The sequence below is a fragment of the Paenibacillus sp. TC-CSREp1 genome, from assembly GCF_050171015.1.
Classification (GTDB): Bacteria; Bacillota; Bacilli; order Paenibacillales; family Paenibacillaceae; genus Paenibacillus; species Paenibacillus silvae.
In genome coordinates this window covers 1-16,499 of the sequence record NZ_JBNOKM010000022.1, presented here as the reverse complement: position 1 = coordinate 16,499, position 16,499 = coordinate 1, and the positions used below count along the sequence as shown (strand labels likewise).

Here is a 16,499-nt window from a genome sequence, read left to right as displayed (position 1 = left end):
GGTAATGGAATACGACTCAGGTGTAATTCTATTTAAATGTTGACACATCAGGTGGCAGTCGATATAGTTATAAAAAATCATTTTCTTATCCAGAGAGGTGGAGGGACTGGCCCTTAGAAACCTCAGCAACAGATCTGAAGGATACTGTGCTAATTCCAGCGGGTGAAAGCCTGATAGATAGGAGCAGTTGTTTTTATTTGTCAGTAGAGGCGCACTCTTCGGGAAGAGTGGGTCTTTTTTGTTTGTTCTGGATGAAGAAGCAGGGAGTATGTCATATGGAGAATAACAGCGATAAAGGTCATTTTCAGCGCAAGATGCAAACGAGACATGTGGTCATGCTTTCGCTTGGCGGCGTCATCGGAACGGGATTGTTCCTCAGCTCGGGGTACACGATTCAGCAGGCGGGACCGCTCGGTACCATTTTATCCTATCTCATCGGGGCACTTGTTGTGTATCTGGTTATGCTCTGTCTGGGCGAATTATCAGTATATATGCCAGAGACGGGTGCATTCCACAGCTACGCAGCCAAATATATCGGCCCAGCTACAGGTTATACCGTTGCTTGGCTATACTGGCTGACCTGGACAGTCGCGTTGGGCTCTGAATTTACGGCAGCCGGGCTGCTGATGCAGCGCTGGTTCCCGTCCATAAATGTCTGGATCTGGAGCGGTCTGTTTGCTCTGATGATTTTTCTGTTTAATGCGTTCACGGTCAAACTGTTTGCCGAATCCGAATTTTGGTTTTCCTTGGTGAAGGTGATGACGATTGTGCTCTTTATTATTATTGGCGGTGCTGCCATGTTTGGGATTATTCCGATGGCAGATGCGTCTCCGGCGCCACTGTTTACCAACATTACAGCATCAGGTTGGTTTCCGCATGGAGCCACGGCCATATTAATGACAATGCTGGCAGTGAACTTTGCCTTTTCGGGAACAGAGCTGATTGGTATTGCTGCTGGCGAGACGGAAAACCCGGAAAAAAACATTCCAAAAGCCATTCATACGACATTATGGCGTCTGATTATTTTCTTTATCGGTACAATTGTCATTCTGTCTGCGCTGCTGCCAATGTCGGACGCAAGCGTGCTGGAGAGTCCATTTGTAGCCGTGATGGAACGGATCGGTGTTCCGTATGCGGCAGACATTATGAATTTTGTTATTCTAACAGCGATTCTGTCCGCAGCTAACTCGGGATTATATGCTTCCTCACGGATGTTATGGTCACTGGCAGATAAAAAGACCATTTCTCCATGGTTTGCCCGCTTGACCAAACGCGGTGTGCCGTTCAACGCGCTGGTGCTCAGCATGGCTGGCGGTGCACTGGCTTTGCTGTCCAGCATCATTGCACCTGGAACCGTGTATATTACACTTGTCTCTATCTCGGGTCTTGCTGTAGTGGCGGTATGGATGAGCATCAGCGTGTCTCAATATATGTTCCGCAGACAGTATCTGCGTGAAGGAAACAAAGTGCAGGATCTGGTTTACCGGACACCGCTATATCCAATCGTGCCTATCGTTTCATTTTTGCTGTGCCTGGCCTCCTGCATCGGCATTGCTTTTGATCCGACACAGCGAATTGCTTTATACTGCGGCATTCCATTCATTATTCTGTGTTATATCGTATATTACCTGACAGATCGTACGAAGAAGAAAAGAGGGTTGACCCCATGACTAAAATGGAGCAAACGAATGATATCAATGTAATTCAACGTATTCTGAACGACTATCCACTCATGATTCTGGACGGTGCACTGGCTACAGAGCTGGAGCAGCATGGTTGTAATCTGGATGACCCGCTCTGGTCTGCACGTGTGCTGCTGGAGAACCCGGATGTCATTGTGCAGGTACACGCGGATTATTTCCGTGCAGGAGCAGATTGTGCAATTACTTCAAGCTATCAGGCCACTGTCGAAGGTTTCCGCAAGCGTGGCATTGGAGAGCAGGCTGCACTGGAGCTGATTCGCAAGACGGTAGAGCTGGCCGCAAAGGCGAGAGATGACGTGTGGACAGAAGTGCAGGATGTCATAGTAGAAGGCGGCAGTTCAACGAGACCAGGTGCAGAAGTCGCTTCGGGACATGCCGAGAACGTGGGAAAAGAGCAGAGTGAAAATCGTACAGGTGAGCACACAGGTGGCGAGAAGCTGGGGCGTCCGCGCCCTATAGTCGCTGGCTCCGTTGGGCCATACGGTGCTTATCTGGCGGATGGTTCAGAGTACGTGGGGCATTATGGCGTATCGGATGAGACATTGGCAGCATTCCATCGTCCGCGTATGGCAGCGCTGGTTGAAGCGGGAGCAGATGTGCTGGCGCTTGAGACGATCCCTTCATTGCAGGAGGCTCGGGTGCTGGTTGAATTGCTCAAGGAATTTCCGGAGACAAGTGCCTGGCTTTCGTTCTCGTTAAAAGACGGGACAAGCATCAGCGAAGGCACGCCGCTCGAGGTATGTGCCCAGACATTTGGTTCAGAGCCGCAGCTTGCGGCGATTGGTCTGAACTGCGCTCCCATGGAAGTCGTTACGGAAGCGATTGGTATCTTGCGCCGTGCCAGTGATAAACCGGTTATCGTATATCCCAATTCAGGCGAGACTTACGATGCGGAAACCAAAACATGGAGCGGTCAAGGCTCCTGTGGCAGTATGAAGGACGCATCGGAGCAATGGGTTGCTGCGGGCGCCCAGATTATTGGCGGCTGCTGCCGCACAACACCGCATCAGATTAGCGAGCTGGCGAAGAAGTGGCGAAATTAACGGAAATAGGCTAAACAGCCCTTACCTATCGAGTGAGCAGGTAAGGGCTGTTTGTTGTTTATTCAATTGCGAGCATGCGAAGTGACATTTGACGAATTTCTCTGGAAGCCAGCCGGTCATGGGATCGCTCCAGTTTAATTTAGTAAAGATTGAATAGATGATACATGGATTTTGAAGAAGCTGTTTCTAATATTGTACATTTTTGCCGGAGGAGAGTCACAGGAAAGTTTATTGCGGAGCATGTAGAAGAGTGTCGTTTGGAAGATGTAGAAAGGTGTCGTAATATGTAGTTTTCTTTGTCGAATTACCTTGACAGAGCATGTACACCGTGACATAATACATTTCATACTAATTTACTATGAATTATAATTCATGGTTAGAATAACAGAGAGATAACACAACAAGGGGGATATAACAATGAAGAAGAAGTTTGTGCCGGGAATTCTTTTATTAGTGCTCGGGTTGATGATTGCCGGTTGCGGCAACAAAAACGAAGCAAGTTCAGGTGCGGGTGCGGAATCTGGTCAGAAGACGATTATTGCGGCAACAAGCGGCGTAAGTAACCCGTTCAGCTACGATAAAGACGGTACACTTACTGGTTATGATGTCGAAGTCATGAAAGCCATTTTCGAGAAGCTCCCTGAGTATAAACTTGAAGTACAAGCGATTGAGTTTGAAGGCATTCTGACAGGTCTGGATAATGGACGTTTTCAATTAGGAGCCAACAACTTCAGTTCCAATCCAGAACGACGCAGCAAATATAATTTCTCTTTGCCTATTATCGAAAATGCTAACGTTTTTGTGGTACGCAAGGATGATAACACCCTTAAATCGATTGAAGATTTGAAAGGATACAAGGCAGTAACCGAAGTAGGCAACTCAGGTGCAACGCTGCTGGAGAACTATAATACAGAGCATCCGGATGCCAAAGCAGATATTATGTACACCGAAGAAAACTTTGTTAAACAATTTGAAGGCATTGAAGCCGGAAAATATGACGTTCGGATTATTTCTCGTGTTTCGGCGGAAAAAGCAATCAAGGAGCATGGCTTCACTAATCTGAAAGTTGTTCCATTCTCTACTGAAAATAGTGACCCGGGTTCCTACATCCTGTTCTCCAAGTCGGCGGACAGTGCATTGCTGGATGCTGTGAACAAAAGAATTAAAGAAATGTACAATGACGGTACATTGCTCAAGATCAGTGAAGAGCAGCTCGGCGGCGACTATCTGCCTAAGAAAGAATTGATGGAGTAGGGAAGGGGATCATATGAAATTTATCGTTACAGGAGACGCGTTGTTTTCCAGCAGTCATGTAGATAAAACCATGGACCCGAACCTGCTGGCTCTTTTAAAGGAAGCTGATGAGGTTTTCACCAATGCTGAATTTGTTACCCCGCGTAAAAATACAGTACCGGCCGCAGGCCGGGGATACCAGACCAGTGTACGTCCCAAAACGCTGGACGAGTTCGCACGTTTGAATATTCGCTATGTCGGCTTTGCCAACAACCACACGGGGGATTACGGCATCGAAGGAATTACGGATACGCTTGCTGAAGCGGAACAGCGCGGTCTGATTCCTCTGGGAGTTGGAATGAGTCTGCACGAAGCTCGTAAGCCGGTATTTATCGATACAGCTGATGGACGAATTGCCATCATTACGATTGGTGTAACACGCAGCGAAGTATTTGCGGCATCCAATCCGGGGAATGGTGTTCCCGCCCGTCCAGGTCTGAATCCACTTCGCTGGTCACGTACGTATGTGGTTAATGAGCAGGATTTTGAGACTTTGAAGGGCATTAGCGAACGGATTGGCATTGCGGCAAGTATGGAAACAGGTAAACGGATTGAGACATTCAAGAGCAAATCCGAAAATCACTATGAGTTTGGATCATTGTTTGAGGGTTATCTGACCTTTGAAAAGGGCGATAACTCTCGCGTTAAAACAACAGCGCATGCCCAGGATCAGCAGGAGATTCTGGAAACGATCCGTGATGCCAAGGAACGCAGTGATTTTGTTTTCGTGAATCTGCATACGCATGAGGGAGAGAATGAGGACTGGTATTCGGATTATCCGGCGGAATTTATTGAGACTTTCGCAAGAAGTGCTGTGGATGCAGGAGCTCATTGTGTATTCGGACATGGTGCGCATTTTACAAGAGGTGTGGAGCTGTATCAGGGTCAGCCGATTTTCTATAACATTGGCAGCTTGATTATGGAATTTGAGGCGGGGGAATCCCTTATATCCCCTGAGATGTTCACAGCTTACGGTTATGCAGAAAATGAATCACCCTCTACGCTTCACAAGAACAGAACCAAAGATAGCGATGGAAACTGGCAGGGCTTCTATAGTCACCGGAAATTTTCGGAGAACTTCCTGATTTCGTTTGACCTGAATGCAGATCAGCAGAAGTTTGAATATGAGTTGATTCCGATTGATCTCAGATTAACTCATGCCCGCGTGACCAAACGAGGTTTGCCTGTGCTTGCTTCGGAGGAGGCTACGGCTTCTTTAGTTGAAAGGCTCAATCATGTGAGCAAAGAGCGCTACAACACTGAAATTATACGCCAAGGCGAACGTTTAACTGTGAAAGAGTGGAAGTAATTCCGCTCTTGCTTTTTTTTGAAAATGAAGGTGGAAGGATGTAAACCATGGGAGAAATTTTCGATATTAACGCGGTGTTTTCAGCCATCCCTCGTCTGTTAGAGGTTCTTCCTGTGAGTCTGCAGATTACGGCGATTTCAATGGTTGTAGGTCTGGTCTTTGCTTTGCTGTTTGCGGTGATACGCATGAAAAAAGTACCAGTACTCAGCCAGCTTGTCACGCTGTTTATTTCGTTCATCCGGGGGACACCGATCATCGTACAGCTTTATCTGACGTATAACGGGATACCGCTGTTATTAAAGTTTATCAACCAGCAGTACGGCACCGATTACAACATTAATGCGGTACCCGCAATGCTTTTTGTACTGGTGACATTTGCATTTAATGAGGCTGCTTACAATTCCGAGACGATTCGTGCAGCTCTGCAATCCGTAAACAAAGGGCAGATTGAAGCAGCGGAATCCCTTGGCATGACCTATCTTCAAGTGCTGAAGAGAGTTATAGTTCCCCAAGCACTCGTTGTAGCGATTCCACCTCTTGGCAATGCCCTTATAGGTCTGTTAAAAGGTACATCACTCGCGTTTGTTGCAGGGGTTATTGAGATGACGGCACAAGGTAAAATTATTTCGGGCAGCAACTTCCGCTTTTTCGAAGTATATCTCGCTCTGGCCCTCATCTATTGGGTGATGACCATTATTATCGAACAGATTCTTCGTTTTCTGGAGAAACGCTTCTCTATTCCTGATCCAGTGCAGCAAACGATGAATCGCGGCTGGTTTTCATGGGGAAGGAGGGGCATTTAATGATCAAGGTAAGTCATCTGTCAAAATCCTTCCATAACAATCTGATTCTGAATGATCTTTCGGTTGATATTCAGAAGGGAGATGTCGTGGCGCTGATTGGCTCTTCGGGTGCAGGGAAATCTACTTTTCTACGGGCATTAAACTGTCTGGAAGCAGCCGATCAGGGTCAGCTGGATCTGGAAGGCTTCAAAGTTGATTTCAGTACTATTACAAACAAGCAGCGGCTTGAGCTGCGCAAGCAGACGGCTATGGTATTCCAGCACTTCAACCTGTTCCAGCACCGTACGGCTCTGGATAATGTAAAAGAAGGCTTGAAGGTTGTCAAAAAAATGAATGATAAAGAAGCGACTGAACTGGCTAAATTGCAGCTGGAGCAGGTCGGCTTGTCCGAACGTGCACATTATTATCCGAAACATCTGTCTGGTGGTCAGCAGCAGCGTGTGGGTATTGCACGTGCACTTGCGATGAAACCCAAGCTGCTGCTGCTGGACGAGCCAACTTCTGCGCTTGACCCGGAGCTGGTGGGTGAAGTGCTGCAGACGATCAAAAAGACAGCTGCTTCGGGACAAACGATGCTTCTCGTTTCGCATGAAATGAGCTTTGTTTATGAAGTGGCAACCAAGGTGTTGTTTCTGGATAAGGGTAAAATTGTTGAAGAAGGTACACCCGATGAAGTGTTTAACCACCCGAAATCGGAACGTGCCAAAGAGTTTTTGCACAATTATTTCCGCAACAAAGGCGAGCATCGGGCATAAGGTGCGACTGAAGCTGTACGGTTGGATGATCTCCTCCTGAAGTTTTGCCTGACACGAAATTTATGCACTGAACGCATTCAATCTGATTTGAATAACATGCGAACATACGAGGTTGACGACTCGTATCGTTATATATAAAACGCTTTGGGAGAGACACACGCTGTATGTGTGAAGCCCAAAGCGTTTTTATTTTGCTATGAGAAGCAGTGTTACACATGTTCCAGATCATCCGTCGGTTCATGCTGCCTGGATTTAAGATACTCTGCCGGAGATACGCCGAAGTGTGCACGGAATACCCGGTGAAAATAGGAATAGCTTGCAAAACCGCAGGATTCGGCAATGTGCTCTAATGTCATTTCACTGTATTTCATGCGCTCCAGGGCGGCATTCAGACGGATTTCGATGGCATACTGAATCATGGTCTGGTTGTAATGTTCCTTGAATAAACGAACGGCGCGAGAAAGGCTGAGTCCGGCGTAACGTGCAGCTTCATCCAGCTTGAACGTCACGGTAGCATGTTCTTCAATAAAACGCTTGAGCTTGAGAGCCGAGGAAACGGCCCGATCCGTCTGAATATTTTCCGTAATTGCCCGGTCAATGTACAAGCATAGTCCCCGCAGCAATGCATCCTTGAGCTCGGCATTTTCCTCCAGCGGCCCGCGCCGTTTCTCCAGCAGCATGTTGCGCCATAGACTGATCAGCTTGTCATCCAGGCCGATGCGGCTTACGGTAGGGCGGGACTGGCGTTTCCACCACTTCTCAATCCAGCTGCCTTCACAGAACAGGTAGTAATCGCCGCTGGACAAACGCCCTTCCTTATGCGGTTCATCCACCACAAGGCGGTAATCATCTCCCGGTTTGAGTAAAAGCAAATCACCGCTTGTCATGCGATATTCCTGCTCCTGCACGTATACTTTACACGAGCCTTCCGTCTGCAAACGGAACAGATAGGTGGATAGCTCGCCTTTCATATTATGACTGAATGCCTTGTAATGATAGGAGTAGTCACAGATCAGTACGGATGTGGATGTGTCCGATGTGTGCAATGTGTCCAAGATGTACGCCTCCCCTGATTCGATCCTGCTGTGTCCATGAGTCTGGTGATGTTCGAGTGAAGTTATATAGCCAAAGGGATTGGACTACTTCAGGATGGAAATAAAATTTGAGCAGATAGTTCATGTTCTGACTATATTGTATATGTTCATTCTAGCCTGTTTTGCGTTAGGATGATACCAGATAGAGCAATGCAAGCAAATTTCGAGAGCAGAGGAGTATCTGTCATGAAAAAACTTAACATTGGTTTGCAACTTTTTACACTTCGTGATGAAACTGCAGCAGACTTTCGTGGTACACTGCGCAAAGTAGCCGCCCTTGGTTATGAAGGGGTCGAGTTTGCCGGATATGGCGACATTCCAGCAGAGGAAATGAAAGCGCTACTAGACGAGCTAGGTCTGAAAGGATTCAGCAGTCACGTATCATTGCATGCCATGCGCGAGGATTTGCAAAAACAAATCGATTACCTGAAAACGATCGGTGCACAATATATGATCTGCCCTTATCTGATGCCGGAGGATCGCCCGGACAATGCGGAGGGCTGGACTAAGCTGTTTGAAGAATTACAGCAGTATGGAGCCGAAGCGGCGAAACAAGGCCTGATCTTTGGTTACCACAATCATGACTTTGAATTCCATGGTCAGGTTGGAGATGCCAATGCGTTTGATGCCATGTTCGCTCAAACGACACCGGAAGCGGTGCAAGTAGAAATGGACGTATGCTGGGTGCAGTTTGCCGGACAAAATCCGATCGAGTATATTAATAAATATGCGGGCCGTTTGCCGTTGCTTCACTTGAAAGATTTCAGCAAAGACGAGCAGGGTCAGATGAAAACACTGGAGCTTGGACAAGGCGAAGTAGATCTGCCGGCTGTAATTGAAAGCGCAACAAATGCAGGTGTAGAGTGGCTTATCGTGGAACAGGACGTATGCCAGAATCCGCCGCTCGAGAGCGTAGAGAACAGCCACAACTGGCTGAAGCAAAACTATTTGAACCAGTTTTAAGCGGTTCCATATTTGAAGAGCGTTAACCTGCATTCGTTTAGGAAGTAACATTTGACCGTGTCAAACATGAATCTAATTGTCAAAGGAGAATTTTGTACATGAGTAAAATTAAAGTTGCTGTATTCGGCTGCGGAGCGATTGCCCAGCGCAGACATATTCCAGAGTACGCTGCCAATGAGAACGTAGAACTTGTTGCATTTGCTGATCCGGTTGTGGAGCGTGCGCAGGAAATGGCTGAATTGTACGGCGGTAAAGCGTATTCCAGCTATGAGGAATTGCTTGCCAATGAAACAACAGTAGATGCAGTGAGCGTATGTACACCGAACTATCTGCATGCACCTATGGCGATTGCTGCTGCCAATGCGGGCAAGCATGTGCTGGTTGAGAAACCGATGGCGGTTTCTACTGAAGAAGGCGAGCAAATGATTGAGGCGGCTAAGAAAAATGGCGTATATCTGATGGTAGGTCACAACCAACGTTTGATGCCGCCGCACGTGAAAGCAAAAGAAATTCTCGATTCCGGCCGTCTGGGCAAAGTGCTGAATTTCCGCACATCCTTTGGTCACCCGGGCCCGGAAGGCTGGAGCCTGGATGGAGCAGGCAGCTGGTTTTTCCGCAAAGAAGAAGCGATTATGGGCGCAATGGGCGACCTGGGCGTGCACAAATCTGACTTTATCCGTTATTTGCTGAACGATGAAGTATCCGAAGTGGCTGGTTTCATCAGCACGCTGCACAAAGAAGGCACGGATGTAGATGACAATGCTACATGTCTGCTTCGCATGAAGAGCGGTGCAATTGGCACACTCGTAGCCAGCTGGACACAATACAGAGGCGGAGACAACAGCACCGTGCTATGGTGTGAGAACGGCGTAATGAAAATTGGTACTGTGGATGGCGACGAGGTTATCGTTGAGCTTACCAACGGTACGGTTGAGACGTACAAAGTGGGCGCTATGGCGACAAATGAAAAGCAAGTACCAAGCGGTGTGATCGATGCATTTGTTGAGTCTATTGTGACCAAAACGCCACCAACCATCTCTGGTGAAGAGGGCCTGCGTTCTCTGCAAGTGATCCTGGCTGCATTTGAATCCCAGAAAACAGGTCAAATCATCAAGCTGTAGTAGGCCGGATAGGCTAGAATCCGCTTTTGGTTCGTAATTCTTAGGTGTGCCACCGTAAGCGAATGAAGCGATGATTCCTTGTGTGCCTATGGTGTAGAATGAATATGAATTCAACTAAAGGACATTCTCCAGTGTGCAGTATGCTGGTGGATGTCTTTTTTTATGTGAGTGAGTGGAGGAGAACCAAATGAGCGAAGGTGCGCGAAACGTTAGGTTAGGCTAACGATCTCAGATGAGCTTACTTGCATAATTTTGGCAGCCTGAGAAATGTAACGATCTCCAGAGACGCTATTTCCTCCGAAATAGCTCAAAATGAGCAGATTTGAGTGTGAAATGTGGAAATAGCGCTTCTACGAATCGTTACAGGTGAGGGTGGGCCAAAATGAGGTAAATAGTGTCATCTGGAATCGTTAGAGTTCTGGCGTAGCTTGTTGGGCTGCAGCCGATGGTTCCAGATAGGTACAAATGAGGGATTTACAGTGGAGCGATAAAAAGTATACTTTGTGAGTGTGAGTGTGAGTGTGAGTGTGAGTGTGAGTGTGAGTGTGAGTGTGAGTGTGAGTGTGAGTGTGCGTTACTCCACAGACAACACATATTATCGAGCTATCCCAATAAAGGGATCAAGGCGAAGAGTTCTTTGCCTTGATCCCTTTATTGTTTGGTCGCATCAGCTTTTTTAACGTCTTGTGTTTTTTACGTTTAGCGAGTTTAAAACTTCAGGCGGTAACTTACAGGCCTGCCGGTTTAACCTCACTCGCCAGATCAATCCAGGCAATCTCTTCTGAAGTGAGCGTAATGCGTGAGCCTTCGTCGCAGGAGAGCAGCTCTGCCTGATTCTGTGCCCCGATCAATGCGCAGGTCGGGAAGGACTGATTCAATACGTATGCCAGAGCAATCTGAATAGCTGTTGTGTTCTTCGATTCAGCCAATTCTCCGGCACGGCGCAGCCGCTCCCAGTTGCCATCGCTGTAGAATACACGCACCAGGTCAGCATTATCTCGTACTTCAGGCGTAAATCGGCCAGTGAAGAAACCGCGTGCCTGAGAAGACCAGGACAGGAGCGGCAATTGTGTCTGCTCATGCCATGCGAGCGTCTCGGCATCTGCGGATACACAGCCTGCCCAGAATGGCTCGTTAGCCTTGGCGAGACTGAGGTTCGGGCTGCTGAACGTGAATCCCTTGAGACCATGGGATGCGGCATAAGCGTTAGCTTCCTCCAGCCGCTGCCAGGTCCAGTTGGAGGCGCCGATGGCGCCGATTTTGCCAGATTCGATATGCTCGTTCAGTGCTTCCAGGATTACAGCGACAGGGATGTTGGGATCGTCCCGATGGAGCGCATACAGCTCGACATGATCCGTTTGCAGCCGCTCCAGGCTATCCGTCAGGTCACTGCGAATGGCATCTGCATTCACACGAGGGCCATGCTGATTGTGATGGGCTCCTTTAGTCAGAATGACCATCTGGTCGCGATTGCCGCGTTCCTTCATATAACGACCAAGAACCTCTTCGCTCTGTCCACCGCAATAGATATGTGCTGTATCCACCGTGTTACCACCGATCGCCAGGAATGCATCCAGGTTTGTCGCGGCTTTCTCATAGGCGTCATGCACAAAATAGTCTGTTCCTTTGATTAATCGGGAGACAGGTTTGCCTGCACCAGCGATTTCAATATATTCCATTGATTCATCCATCCTCTCTGATCAAAGACAAATTTGTCTTAATGGGTTAACTCATCATTAGATTGCTGCCTCACAGCGTGATTCGTGTACGTTCCTCCGCTGAGCGAAGACAAGCTTCGAGCACTTTCATATTGGCTGCCGCATCGGAAGGGGCGAAACGAAGCTCTTTCCCTTGCAGCACAGCACGCGCCATATCATCTCCCTGCAAAGCGTAGTGATTGACCTGCTGCACTTCAACCTCGCGACGCTCCCCACCTGATGTAACGAAGAAGTTAGAGCTGCTGTCCTGGCGAGCAATATAAGCAGAAGGCACTTCAATAATTCCGTCGGAGCCAAGCACCTCCAGCGTATTGCGGAAGGCCGCCCACATGCTGCTGTCAAAGGTAACGCCGACATGATTATCGAATTCAAGCAGACCGGACGCCATCATATCGACCTGATCATGCTCCGGCGAGAACATGCCGATGACCGTTACTGCCTTGGGTTCCTGCCCTAACAGAAGCCGGGCTGCACTGATGGAATAACATCCGATATCGTACAGCGCGCCGCCGCCCCATTCTTTACGGAAACGCACGTTGCCCGATGAACCGGAATTGTTAAATGAAAACGTACTGTGAATACCGCGGATCTCACCGATCTCGCCGCTGGCAATAATTTCACGAATCTGGTCATAACGCGGGTGATGGCGGTACATAAACGCTTCAGCCAGATGCACGCCTGCATCTGCACAAGCTTCAACCATTTCGAGAGCTTCCTTTTCGGTCAGAGCCAGTGGTTTTTCACATAAAATATGTTTGCCAGCCTGCGCTGCGCGGATCGTCCATTCCCGGTGCAAATGATTCGGTAGCGGAATGTAAACGGCATCAATAGAGTCATCCTCTAAAATAGCTTCATAACTCCCGTAAGCCTTTTCAATACCAAGTTTATCAGCAGTTTGCTGTGCTTTATCAAGGTCCCGGCTTGCGATGGCAGTAACCTCGTTCAACTCCGATTGCTGTAAGCCAGGAATGACAGAACCTATCGCAATGTTGGCGCTGCCAAGAATACCCCAGCGTAACTTTTGAACAGAATTCATAACTTGTTTCCTCCTGTAATTGAATGTATATTGTGATTATAATGAATAGATGAATGAATTAAAATGATAATATATTGAAGTTAGTTAACACAATATTGTTTAATGGAGTGAAGCACTATGATGAGACAGACGGTGCTGCTGACCCTGCAGGATATTCCCTACTTCTGTTACCCGGAGTCTGTCGGACATTATACCGATCATGAACAGCATTCCGTATTGCGAGAGGCAGGTGTGCTGAACAATTTCAATATTCATTATGTTGCAGCCGGCAAAGGATATGTGGAAGCAGACGGTGTCGTGCATGAGCTTAGGGCGGGTCAGGCGGTACTCTATTTTCCGCATCAGCGGCAGCATTATTATAGTAGTAAAGACGAGCCTTGGGACGTGCGCTGGGTGCATTTTTACGGAGAACGTCTGCATGATTATATGCTGGAGCGCGGGCTGCATCGCAATCTGTTATGGACGCTAAGGCAGCGTGCGTCCTGGGAGGAGGCTCACCTGGCGCTGCTGGAAGAGGCCGAGCAGAACAAGATGCTTCGTCCAGCGCAGCTGTCGACACTGACGTATGCTTTACTTGCAGAATTTGTTCAGCATGCCGTTCCGCTCAAAAATACACGGGCAACAAGCAAAACGGAAAGCCGGGTGCTGGCGTTATTGCCGCAGATGCAGCAGGAGGCGTGTGAACCGTTTTTGTTACAGGACTGGGCAGATCGAGCAGGGGTGAGCACGTATTATTTTTGCAAAATATTTAAAAATGCTGTGGAGATGACTCCACTGGAGTTCATTACGCGCTCCCGGCTGCAGATGGCGAAGCAGTGGCTGCTCGAACGTCCCTCGGACAACATCGGGCAGATTGCGGAGGAAGCGGGGTACCCGAATGCCAGCTACTTTAACCGCCAGTTTATGGCCCATGAGGGCATGACGCCCACCGATTACCGGGGACTGTATCACCACTAGCCCATTCGTATTAATCAACCTGACAACTGAACGTGTGTAAAATCTTTAGTTCAACTTATATCGTTTGTATATTGCTTAGCCGTTTGTTTGACAGGGCGTCCAATCAGGTCTATTATGGATAAATTAAATCCGTATATAATGAGGTGTACTCTCATGAAATATTCCAAAGCGACAAACTATGCGCTGCATACGATGCTGTATCTCGTCAGCACAGCGCCTGAGCAGCTGGTCAGCGTGCATCAACTGGCTGATTTTCAGAAAGTGTCTCCAACGTACCTATCCAAAATTCTTACCAAGCTGGTAAAGGCAGGGATGATTGAATCCACTTCTGGTGCCAATGGCGGTTATCGTCTCAGCCGGAAGAATCCTGATCCGTCTTTTCTGGAAATTATTCATGCGATCGAAGGCCGGGCCTCCTTGTTTGAATGCTCGCAAAATCATAATGCCGAATGTTTGATCCAGCAGGTGATGGTTCAGGCGGAGGAAGAGATGGAGAGTTTCCTGCATCATAAAAAGATGTCCGAGCTGGCATCTCAGATGAGAAAAGCTCATTCGCTGTAAAGCCTCAAGACAGCGCCAGCCAGTTATAACAGATGGATAATCAGTCTTCTGTATTCAAATTATGATTTGAAATCCCCCAATTCTCGCCAGAGATGAGGGGGATTTTTCATACGTGAAACAGCGTGCTGACACTTAGACCATACAGTTAACGCAGTACGCTAATTCACGTGCAGGAAACGGTTGTGGTATAATGAGTTTTATTTGTATTTATATTCCACATGAATGGCCTTGTTTTGAAATGATGAATGAGTATAGAGGTGCCTTATGAAATACAAACAGCTTTCAATCCCGTTAATGCTGATATCCCTGCCAGGGATATTTCTATGGGTTTTACTCCCGATTTATATCAGAGAGCTTGGTTATAGCACGTTTCAATATTCATTAACCGTATCGATTCTATCTTTTACACAAATTATATTGAAGCTTGTACTGGGTAGAGTATCTGATCGCTACAGCCGTCATCGTATAATTCTGTGTGCATTGATATGTTATACAGCGGCTTATTTTATTTATGCTGCAGCCAACACGCTATCTATTTTAGTTTCTGCGATCGTCGTTCATGGAGCAGCTGGTATTCTGCTTACGATGGCGTTAATCGGGCTAATCTCGGATAGTAATCAAAAGTTAGGCCAGCAAATGGGAGCCTTCGACAGCAAGCAACAATTGGGTCGTCTGGCGGGAGTAGGCATATGTTATCTCGTATTAAGCAGCTTCGAATTTGTCCAAGGCTGGAGTGTGTTGTTTCTGATCTGTGGGGCAGGTTCTCTGCTGGCATGTATCTACACGTTGAAATCGCCTGAAATTCGCCCAAAAGAGATGACAAATCATAAGAAGGAGAAAACCCGATTATCTATTAGTCAGCGTAAAATCTGGTGTTTTAACGTAAGTATTAGTGTGGTATCTGCCATGTCGGGAGTTATTTTTATCCCGTATATGCAGAAGGTGTACGGGGCCAGCATCGAACTGATAACGATTGTATTCCTTGTTCCGATGCTTATTTTTCCACTTGTAAGTTCGAAATTGGGAAGGGTAGGGGATCAAAGAGGATATCGAAAAACCATTCTAATGGCCATGGCTGTATGCAGCATGGGTGCACTTGGTCTGGCCTTCTCACCGAGTTTGCTTCTGTTTGCGATCATCTGCACAGTAAGGGACCTGTTTTCTTCAATTCAAGCTTACGCACTGGATGGGGTATTTATTAAGGGCACACTGCAAGCTCATGTAGGAGATGCATTTGGTAAATTCTCGATCAGCAACAATCTGGGAGGCATGGCCGGTGCGGCATTGGGAGGATATCTATTTGATTCATTTGGTCCCAACGTGCCTTATATTGTATTTGCAGTGATGATGTTGCTACTTCTCCCATTAGGATTATATCTGATTCCCCCGGGTAAAGAGCAGAACAGACAGGAGCGGCAAGTCTCTAGTTTTTTATGAATACAGAATGCTACAATAAGGAAGATACTTTATCTACATACTTGATCGCATTCTTAACATCTTTGGAGGGAAATATTTATGAGTCTAACAACAACGATGACCGAACTGGAGCAATTGCTGGCTCTGGAGCAAATTCGAAATACGAAGGCACGCTACTGCCGCTATATTGATACGAAAGCCTGGGATGAACTGGGTCAGGTTTTTGCACCGGATGCTGTTGCGGACTTCAGTACGGAGGGTAATCCAATTCCGGTTTTGACTGGTCGTGATACGATTGTACAAGTGTTTCGTGACCTTGTAAACCCGGCGGTAACGGTACATCATGTGCATAGTGCAGAGGTGGAGTTTGTATCGGACACAGAAGCGAAGGTCATCTCTCCGATGGAGGACTGGGTGACATTTCCGGAAGGCAATGAGAATAAATCCTTCCATGGATTTGGACATTATCACGAGACATTTGTCAAAATTGACGGGCAATGGTGCATCAAGCATACCAGCCTGAAGCGCCTTCGTCTCGATTTGTTTGAATAGATGAATAACATCGCGCACTCTACAGCTGCAAAATTCTAACGATTTCAGGGAGCCTTATTTCCCACTTTTGGAGTTGTACTGAAATCTAACGATTCCAGGAGCACTAGCCATGCAAATAACCTAACATTATAAATTAATATTTTTAGCAATTCTCTTTAACAGTGAAATAAAGAAT

15 protein-coding genes and 1 riboswitch are annotated in these 16,499 nt (G+C 47.3%); of the genes, 12 read left to right on the top strand and 3 right to left on the bottom strand.

Going from position 1 to position 16,499, the window contains the following annotated elements:
- Positions 1–82 precede the first annotated feature (82 nt).
- Positions 83–184, top strand: a riboswitch (SAM riboswitch).
- Positions 185–275: 91 nt separating this feature from the next.
- The 6 genes from mmuP (at position 276) to ACQSGY_RS26080 (ending at position 6,906) form a co-directional block, all read left to right on the top strand.
- Entirely contained in the window at positions 276–1,670 is a 1,395-nt protein-coding gene (gene mmuP / locus ACQSGY_RS26105) for an S-methylmethionine permease (protein WP_427181540.1), read from the top strand.
- Between the two features lie 5 nt (positions 1,671–1,675).
- The gene (mmuM, locus tag ACQSGY_RS26100) at positions 1,676–2,746 is read left to right on the top strand and encodes a homocysteine S-methyltransferase (protein WP_427181556.1); all 1,071 of its coding nucleotides are present in this window, start codon (positions 1,676–1,678) and stop codon (positions 2,744–2,746) included.
- 417 nt (positions 2,747–3,163) lie between these two features.
- The gene (locus ACQSGY_RS26095; RefSeq protein ID WP_111272682.1) at positions 3,164–4,000 is read left to right on the top strand and encodes a transporter substrate-binding domain-containing protein; all 837 of its coding nucleotides are present in this window, start codon (positions 3,164–3,166) and stop codon (positions 3,998–4,000) included.
- A gap of 13 nt (positions 4,001–4,013) precedes the next feature.
- Positions 4,014–5,348, top strand: coding sequence for a CapA family protein (locus ACQSGY_RS26090; protein WP_427181539.1), 1,335 nt, complete (start codon positions 4,014–4,016; stop codon positions 5,346–5,348).
- A 47-nt stretch (positions 5,349–5,395) separates the two neighbouring features.
- Complete coding sequence (locus ACQSGY_RS26085) at positions 5,396–6,151, top strand: amino acid ABC transporter permease (protein WP_184183252.1); 756 nt, start codon at positions 5,396–5,398, stop codon at positions 6,149–6,151.
- The gene (locus ACQSGY_RS26080) at positions 6,151–6,906 is read left to right on the top strand and encodes an amino acid ABC transporter ATP-binding protein (protein WP_184183255.1); all 756 of its coding nucleotides are present in this window, start codon (positions 6,151–6,153) and stop codon (positions 6,904–6,906) included. Before ACQSGY_RS26085 ends, ACQSGY_RS26080 begins: the two co-directional genes overlap by 1 nt.
- 209 nt (positions 6,907–7,115) lie before the next feature.
- Here ACQSGY_RS26080 and ACQSGY_RS26075 read toward each other — a convergent pair whose 3' ends face one another.
- Positions 7,116–7,961: a helix-turn-helix domain-containing protein gene (locus tag ACQSGY_RS26075; RefSeq protein ID WP_282446408.1), complete on the bottom strand. Its 846-nt coding sequence runs from the start codon at positions 7,959–7,961 to the stop codon at positions 7,116–7,118.
- 225 nt (positions 7,962–8,186) lie between these two features.
- Between ACQSGY_RS26075 and ACQSGY_RS26070 the strand changes: the two genes are divergently transcribed.
- Entirely contained in the window at positions 8,187–8,963 is a 777-nt protein-coding gene (locus ACQSGY_RS26070; protein ID WP_145334688.1) for a sugar phosphate isomerase/epimerase family protein, read from the top strand.
- Between the two features lie 98 nt (positions 8,964–9,061).
- Positions 9,062–10,084 (top strand): Gfo/Idh/MocA family protein, encoded by a 1,023-nt coding sequence (locus ACQSGY_RS26065; protein WP_145406622.1) that lies wholly within the window; start codon positions 9,062–9,064, stop codon positions 10,082–10,084.
- Between the two features lie 728 nt (positions 10,085–10,812).
- Here ACQSGY_RS26065 and ACQSGY_RS26060 read toward each other — a convergent pair.
- Complete coding sequence (locus ACQSGY_RS26060; RefSeq protein WP_145406623.1) at positions 10,813–11,763, bottom strand: aldo/keto reductase; 951 nt, start codon at positions 11,761–11,763, stop codon at positions 10,813–10,815.
- Between the two features lie 70 nt (positions 11,764–11,833).
- On the bottom strand, positions 11,834–12,838 hold the full coding sequence (locus tag ACQSGY_RS26055) for a Gfo/Idh/MocA family protein (protein WP_145406624.1): 1,005 nt from the start codon (positions 12,836–12,838) through the stop codon (positions 11,834–11,836).
- Between the two features lie 117 nt (positions 12,839–12,955).
- Between ACQSGY_RS26055 and ACQSGY_RS26050 the strand changes: the two genes are divergently transcribed.
- From ACQSGY_RS26050 to ACQSGY_RS26035, 4 genes are all read left to right on the top strand, one after another.
- On the top strand, positions 12,956–13,795 hold the full coding sequence (locus ACQSGY_RS26050) for an AraC family transcriptional regulator (protein ID WP_427181538.1): 840 nt from the start codon (positions 12,956–12,958) through the stop codon (positions 13,793–13,795).
- A gap of 153 nt (positions 13,796–13,948) precedes the next feature.
- Positions 13,949–14,356, top strand: a complete 408-nt coding sequence (locus ACQSGY_RS26045) for an Rrf2 family transcriptional regulator (protein ID WP_427181537.1) — start codon at positions 13,949–13,951, stop codon at positions 14,354–14,356.
- 264 nt (positions 14,357–14,620) lie between these two features.
- Positions 14,621–15,793, top strand: coding sequence for an MFS transporter (locus ACQSGY_RS26040; RefSeq protein WP_427181536.1), 1,173 nt, complete (start codon positions 14,621–14,623; stop codon positions 15,791–15,793).
- 78 nt (positions 15,794–15,871) lie between these two features.
- Complete coding sequence (locus tag ACQSGY_RS26035; protein ID WP_427181535.1) at positions 15,872–16,324, top strand: nuclear transport factor 2 family protein; 453 nt, start codon at positions 15,872–15,874, stop codon at positions 16,322–16,324.
- Positions 16,325–16,499 lie beyond the last annotated feature (175 nt).

Bases quoted from the DNA above. Each gene is read 5' to 3' on its own strand.
- mmuP (WP_427181540.1), top strand. From the start codon at position 276: ATGGAGAATAACAGCGATAAAGGTCATTTTCAGCGCAAGATGCAAACG.
- mmuM (WP_427181556.1), top strand. From the start codon at position 1,676: ATGGAGCAAACGAATGATATCAATGTAATTCAACGTATTCTGAACGAC.
- ACQSGY_RS26095 (WP_111272682.1), top strand. From the start codon at position 3,164: ATGAAGAAGAAGTTTGTGCCGGGAATTCTTTTATTAGTGCTCGGGTTG.
- ACQSGY_RS26090 (WP_427181539.1), top strand. From the start codon at position 4,014: ATGAAATTTATCGTTACAGGAGACGCGTTGTTTTCCAGCAGTCATGTA.
- ACQSGY_RS26085 (WP_184183252.1), top strand. From the start codon at position 5,396: ATGGGAGAAATTTTCGATATTAACGCGGTGTTTTCAGCCATCCCTCGT.
- ACQSGY_RS26080 (WP_184183255.1), top strand. From the start codon at position 6,151: ATGATCAAGGTAAGTCATCTGTCAAAATCCTTCCATAACAATCTGATT.
- ACQSGY_RS26070 (WP_145334688.1), top strand. From the start codon at position 8,187: ATGAAAAAACTTAACATTGGTTTGCAACTTTTTACACTTCGTGATGAA.
- ACQSGY_RS26065 (WP_145406622.1), top strand. From the start codon at position 9,062: ATGAGTAAAATTAAAGTTGCTGTATTCGGCTGCGGAGCGATTGCCCAG.
- ACQSGY_RS26060 (WP_145406623.1), bottom strand. From the start codon at position 11,763: ATGGAATATATTGAAATCGCTGGTGCAGGCAAACCTGTCTCCCGATTA.
- ACQSGY_RS26055 (WP_145406624.1), bottom strand. From the start codon at position 12,838: ATGAATTCTGTTCAAAAGTTACGCTGGGGTATTCTTGGCAGCGCCAAC.
- ACQSGY_RS26050 (WP_427181538.1), top strand. From the start codon at position 12,956: ATGATGAGACAGACGGTGCTGCTGACCCTGCAGGATATTCCCTACTTC.
- ACQSGY_RS26045 (WP_427181537.1), top strand. From the start codon at position 13,949: ATGAAATATTCCAAAGCGACAAACTATGCGCTGCATACGATGCTGTAT.
- ACQSGY_RS26040 (WP_427181536.1), top strand. From the start codon at position 14,621: ATGAAATACAAACAGCTTTCAATCCCGTTAATGCTGATATCCCTGCCA.
- ACQSGY_RS26035 (WP_427181535.1), top strand. From the start codon at position 15,872: ATGAGTCTAACAACAACGATGACCGAACTGGAGCAATTGCTGGCTCTG.